6 protein-coding genes and 2 tRNA genes are annotated in these 6,092 nt (G+C 25.6%); all 8 read left to right on the top strand.

Annotated elements, in window-relative coordinates; translation table 4 throughout:
- The first annotated feature begins 761 nt into the window (after positions 1 to 761).
- The 8 genes from BST80_RS03540 to BST80_RS03505 all read left to right on the top strand — a co-directional run bounded on the left by BST80_RS03540 (position 762) and on the right by BST80_RS03505 (position 5,814).
- Positions 762 to 838: transfer RNA gene (locus BST80_RS03540), tRNA-Ile, on the top strand.
- An 18-nt stretch (positions 839 to 856) separates the two neighbouring features.
- Positions 857 to 932, top strand: a tRNA-Ala gene (locus BST80_RS03535).
- Between the two features lie 286 nt (positions 933 to 1,218).
- A complete protein-coding gene (locus tag BST80_RS03530; protein ID WP_415745986.1) occupies positions 1,219 to 2,148 on the top strand; it encodes a hypothetical protein in 930 nt (309 codons plus the stop codon).
- Positions 2,149 to 2,227: 79 nt separating this feature from the next.
- Positions 2,228 to 2,680, top strand: a complete 453-nt coding sequence (rplI, locus tag BST80_RS03525; protein ID WP_400248340.1) for a 50S ribosomal protein L9 — start codon at positions 2,228 to 2,230, stop codon at positions 2,678 to 2,680.
- Positions 2,681 to 2,683: 3 nt separating this feature from the next.
- Positions 2,684 to 4,060, top strand: coding sequence for a replicative DNA helicase (gene dnaB / locus BST80_RS03520; protein WP_400248339.1), 1,377 nt, complete (start codon positions 2,684 to 2,686; stop codon positions 4,058 to 4,060).
- Between the two features lie 54 nt (positions 4,061 to 4,114).
- Positions 4,115 to 5,338 carry a lipoprotein gene (locus BST80_RS03515; RefSeq protein ID WP_415745985.1) on the top strand — a complete coding sequence of 408 codons (1,224 nt, stop codon included), beginning with the start codon at positions 4,115 to 4,117 and terminating at the stop codon, positions 5,336 to 5,338.
- A 121-nt stretch (positions 5,339 to 5,459) separates the two neighbouring features.
- On the top strand, positions 5,460 to 5,675 hold the full coding sequence (locus tag BST80_RS03510) for a 23S rRNA (pseudouridine(1915)-N(3))-methyltransferase RlmH (protein WP_415745987.1): 216 nt from the start codon (positions 5,460 to 5,462) through the stop codon (positions 5,673 to 5,675).
- Entirely contained in the window at positions 5,662 to 5,814 is a 153-nt protein-coding gene (locus tag BST80_RS03505; protein ID WP_415745984.1) for a 23S rRNA (pseudouridine(1915)-N(3))-methyltransferase RlmH, read from the top strand. Before BST80_RS03510 ends, BST80_RS03505 begins: the two co-directional genes overlap by 14 nt.
- Positions 5,815 to 6,092: the final 278 nt, after the last annotated feature.

Genomic DNA, 6,092 nt, shown 5'->3' with positions numbered 1-6,092 from the left:
ATAATTTTGTATAAATACTTCAAATAATTTCTATGTTGAAAAAATCGTTGTTGGAATCAATCAAATGACTCACATTTTTCATTTTTAATATAATTTTAGTTAAATAATGAAATATAATTATAAATGATATAAAAGTCTGTTATTTTAAATGTTTATTTATTTTATTGATTTTATCTAAAAATAATTAAATTAACATATATAAAAGTAAAAAAAATCATCAGCATAAATCAAATAGTTGATATGAATCATTTTAGTATTCTTTATATATAAATATAAATCTAAAGCAAATATTTTAAAGTAATAATTTCTTTCTTTCATTGATTTTAATAAATAAATAATTAATTAAATATATATAAAAATATACAATTCAATCAAATACTTTATATATGTATATTATTATATTGTCCAAAAATGTTTTCCCATAAGAAAATTAGTTTAATATTTTATTAATTGATTTTTGATTGAGCATTGAAACAGAGAGAGAGAGATAGAGAGAGCAAAAGGTAAAAATTAATAGGTTTTTTATATACCTTTTTGGCTAAAAAAAAAATGGTTTAAAAATTTTTATTTTTTTTTTTTAATTAAATGCATTTTTATATAATACCATAAATAGGTAATTTCATTCTAGTTCTAGCTCTAATTTGCATAAGTTCTAATTTAANNANTAAATCAGTGGTCTAAAATGTATATGGTTTTCACAAAATATTTTAAATTTATGGTTGTTTTTTAAATAAACTTAATGTTATAATGATTTAGGTTTTCGGGCTATAGCTCAGCTGGTTAGAGCGCACCCCTGATAAGGGTGAGGTCAATGGTTCAAGTCCATTTAGCCCGACCATTTTTTTATAAGAATTTTGGGCCCGTAGCTCAGCTGGGAGAGCACCTGCCTTGCACGCAGGGGGTCGACGGTTCGATCCCGTTCGGGTCCACCATTTCAAAATAGATTTAAACAATTAATTAAAAAAGCATATTAATTAATTTAATATGCTTTTTTAATTGAATTTAATGGTTGCTTGTTACTATTATCCTGAATTTTTGTGAGGGAGGGTTTATTAGACTTCTTGCATAACCTAGTTATTTTAAAATTTCTATAAAATATATTTAAAATAGAAATTATAGGAATTTTAAAATAACTAGGTTATGCAAGAAGTCTAATATAATGGCTTTTTTTTGGTATAATATATTTAATGCAAAACAGAATATAAACAGGGGTGAAGTATGTCAATTTTTGATAAAAATGAAAACGAAAGATATGCATATTTTTTAACGAATTTTAAAGAAATCTTTACAGATTGAGTAGTTATGATTAATGATCAATTTATTAAGTCATCATTAGATAATTCATCAACTAAATTATTTGGAATGAATGTTGATAAAGCAATTTTATTTTTTGATATTAATTTAGATGCAAATAATGAATTACATGAATTAGGAATTATTAAAGAAAGTTATAGTATTGATTTAACAAATGATTTAGATTTGAATTTAGGGAAAAAAATAAATAAGAAAAACGAAGGAAAAAATTATGATTTAATTTATAACCAAATTGATAATTTTTTTATTGAAGATTCAGAATTATTAAAATTTTGTGAATATACATTAAATATTACTAATTTATCAATGGAAACGGATGGACCAACAATTAGTGCTTTGAATAATTATAAATCAGTTGCTTTTAATAGTTATACAACAAAAATTTATGAATTATTAGATTGATTTGGTATTGAAATTGTTGATGCAATTAATAACGGATTAAAAGTAAAACGTTTTGGTATTAAAGACAATAGTACTGGTAGTAATAGCAAGATAAGAAGAAAACCAAGATTAATGTCAAATAAAACTTTAAAAAATATTGATAATGATGATAACAAAATTAATAAAGAAATAATTTTTACTGAGTATTTTGCAAATAATGGTAATATTAGTGCTAAGTTAATTGCTTTAAATAAGTTATTACCACTGTTAGAAGAAAAACGAGCTGAAATTAAAGATTTTAATCCTAAGTTAGAATATGATATTTTTAGTTTTTTACAACATACAAAATATCGGAATTCTTTAACATATCAAGAAGATAGCGAAGCTGAAAAACGTTTGGATAAAGTTTTTAAAAAAGCGGTGCTATCGTTATATTTATTAGATATTGGTTAAAAAGCGAAGAAAATAATTCGTTTTTTATTTATTAAAATTATTTTAAGAAGTTTTCTGTTATAATTTGTAGTAGGTGATTATGATGAAAGTTATTTTAATTAAAGATGTTAAAGGAAAAGGAAAAGTTAATGATGTAATTGATGTTGCTGATGGTTATGCAAAAAATTATTTAATTAAAGAAGGTTTTGCAATTCCAACAACTTCTGCTAATTTGGCTAAATTAAATGTTGTTTTATCACAGCAAGCAGCACAAGAAGCAGCAACAAAAGCTTCTTTAGAAGAATTAAAAGCAACATTAGAAGAATTAACATTGAATTTTAAATTAAAAGTTCATGATAATAAAACATTTGGTTCTGTTTCTTTAACACAAATTGAAGATAGATTAGCAAAAGAATTTAATTTAAAAGTTGATAAAAAGAAATTTATTGATAATAATAATTTAACAAGTTTTGGGTTACATTACCTAAAAATTAAATTAGCTCCAAATATAATTGCAACATTAAAAATGATGGTAGAAAAAAAGGAGAGTTAATTAATGGAAAACATCAATAAAACAGAATTAAATAAACTTAATGTTATTAATGATGCGGAAAAAAATGTTTTAGCAATAATTGCACACTCCATTACAGCAGCTGAAGAAGTTTTTTCAATTTTAACAGAAGAAGATTTTACTGTAATGAATTACAAAGTAATTTTCAAAACTTTACAAGAACAATTTTCAGCAAAGGTTGCTATTAATATTACAACATTAAGCAATTATATGTTAAAAAATAATATTTTAAATAAAATTGGTGGCATTGAATTTTTAACTGATTTATTTCAATCATATACAACAGATGCTAATTTATCTGAATATTTAGATATTATTATTAAAAATACAACCTCACGTCGATTAAAGGCTGTTGTTGATAGTATTAATCGTCAGATTGATGCTCATCAGCCAATTGATGAAGTTGTTAGTCATGCAGAAAAAGAAATCTTAGATGTTAAAAAAGAGCGAAAAGGGAATTTATTTAAAACTTCATATGATGAAGTTGATAAAGTACTTCAAAAAATTGAATTGTTAGAAAATTCTGGTGAAATGTTAACAGGAAGTCCAAGTGGTTTTCGTGATTTAGATCGTATGACATCAGGTTTTCAAAAAGGGGATTTTATTATTTTGGCGGCACGTCCTTCAATGGGAAAGACAGCATTAGTTTTAAATTTTGCTGTTAAATCAGCTGCTCAATCAAAAAAAGCAGTTGCTATTTTTTCAGTTGAAATGCCAGCGGAACAATTAATTCAAAGAATGCTAGGAAGTTATTCAACAGTTGATTCTGTTAAAGTCCGAACTGGTAAAGGGTTACAAACACGTGATTGAGAAAATATTACCAAGGCGGCAGATTTTTTAAAACAAACAAAATTATTTATTGATGATACACCAGGTTTGAAAGTTATTGAATTACAGTCAAAGTTAAGAAAATTATGTCGTGAAAACGAAGTTGGTTTAGTTGTTATTGATTATTTACAATTACTTAGCACTGGAACTCATTTTGGTGATTCACGTCAACAGGAAGTTTCAACAATTTCGCGGCAACTTAAAGCATTAGCACGTGAATTAGAGGTTCCGATTATTTGTTTATCCCAATTATCACGGTCAGTTGAAAAACGAGAAGACAAAAGGCCAATTATGTCTGATTTACGTGATTCAGGAGCAATTGAACAAGATGCGGATATTATTATGTTTTTATTTCGAGAAGAATATTATACTTCTCACGATTCAAATAATATGGAAGGACCAATGTTAGAAACAGAAAAAGCACAATTAATTTTATCAAAGCATCGAAATGGTCCAACTGGGAGTGTTGAATTATTGTTTGTAAAAAAACACGGTTCATTTGCTGATTATGGTTTGCAAAATACAAAAATTTAGGATACTATATTAATTAGTGAAAAATAAATTAGTGTTTAAGAAAAGAGGACTATAATGCGTAAGTTATTATCAATTTTTGCAGCAACAACTTTGGTTACAGCATCATCAGCATCAGCTGTTGCTTGTAGTGGTGCACCACAAGGAAATCCTATTCCTACTTTTATGTATAATGGAAATCAAAAATTTAGTCATGCTCCAACAGCAACTGGTAAATCAACAAATGGAATTGATGATGTAACCCAATCAGGAAAAGATGAAAATGGTATTCCTTATGAATACAGTTTACAGGGGGGGCAATTGGGTTTAATTAATAATGCAATTAATCCTATTTTACATGGTATAAATTTAACAAAAGATAATAGTGTAACAACTGGTAAAGGAGCAAAGTGAACTGATGAGCAAATTGCAGCTGGCTTAAAAGGGCAAAAGGATGAACTAATTAAAACTGCAAAAACTGATGCGCAAGATCCTTTTGATAATAGTAAAAAAATTAATCAAAAAGTATTATGAGAAGAATTTTTTAACAATTATTCAACTAGTTATGACTCATACTATAGTCAAGTTGCTTTCTTTGCAAATGAAAATAAAACAATTTTAAATAAAATAAATGATAATTTGGTGACAATGACTGGAAATGCAGAAAAAACAAAGAATAAAGAATGAGTTAAAGAACAAACTTGACCAGATGGCAAAAAAACTCCTTATACACCTTCATCATTAAAAGTATTATCACCTATAGCATCGATTCTTGAATGATTAAATGATCCAAAAAATGGCTATAATCAAGGTTATGATCAAATTGATCAAAATCGTGGATATCAATCAGCACGTTATCTTGCAATTGTTATTCCTAATGTGACAATTCGCTTTGAGTTTCAAGGAGAACATAATCGTTTTACTTTTACATCAACAATTGATAAATTAGTAGGTTATGCAAATTATCTTGTTTACGAAAATCCAAATAGTACAAAAGATAGTCCAACTTATGGTCATCAATGATTTTTCCTAAATTATGGTTTTTATGACTTTGAGAGTTTAAAAGATGATGATTATCATCACTATAATTTTAATGCGATTCCAGATGCTGCTAAGATTGATCAAAATATTAAAATTGCATTAGGTTTTGTTAAAAAAAATGATGATAAAGAAATTTTAACCGATGAAGAAGATAAGGAAGTTGGTAAACGTGGTCAATTCCCAACACCAGAAACAGATTATACTTTCCCAGCTCTAAAATGAACAATTAATGTTGATTCAATTACTGACCAATATAAATAATGGATATTAAAATTCTGGCAATTGGTTCATTAGATAAAAAGTATCTAAGTAATGGGCTGTGAAACTTTTTTTGAAAGAATTAAGCATTATGCAAAATTAGAAATTATTGAATTAAAAGAAGTTAATAATTAATAAGAATGAACAAGTAACAATTAATGAACAAACAGCATTAGTAATAAAAAAACTATTAGATTATTCAGAATATTATAAAGTATTATTAGCATCACAAGGTCAAATTTTAACAAGTGAACAAATTGCTGCATATATTAAGGAAGTTAAAGATTTTAAAAAAGCAAAGTTATTGTTTATTATTGGAGGCAGTCATGGCTTTAATTAATAATGAATTATTGTCAAAGGTTAATTTTCAATTAAGCTTTGGAGCAATAACTTTACCACATCAATTATGCCGATTAGTATTATTAGAACAAATATATCGTAGTTTTAAGATTATTAATAATGAAAGTTATCATAAGTAATTTTTAATTAAAAAGAACAACCAGATTATATTTTTTTAGTTTTAGTTCTTTTTTTATTTTGGTGGGTTTGCTCCATCATTGCAATTTTTTGTTTTCGTGCTAATTCTGATAAAGCATTTGTATTTTTTTCTAATAATTAATAATTGCCGATAATAAGGACTATTTTTTTTTAGTTAATTAGACTTCTTGCATAACCTATTAAAATAATTGTAAATATTTTTAAAAAGATACTAATAGNAAATTATAATTTTAATTAATTATNNNNTTTATTTAAAAAG

This window comes from Spiroplasma sp. Moj (genome assembly GCF_016082285.1).
GTDB classification, from domain to species: domain Bacteria; phylum Bacillota_I; class Bacilli_A; order Mycoplasmatales; family Mycoplasmataceae; genus Spiroplasma; species Spiroplasma phoeniceum.
The sequence above is the reverse complement of the archived record's forward strand: the minus strand, read 5'-3'. Positions and strand labels throughout refer to the sequence as shown.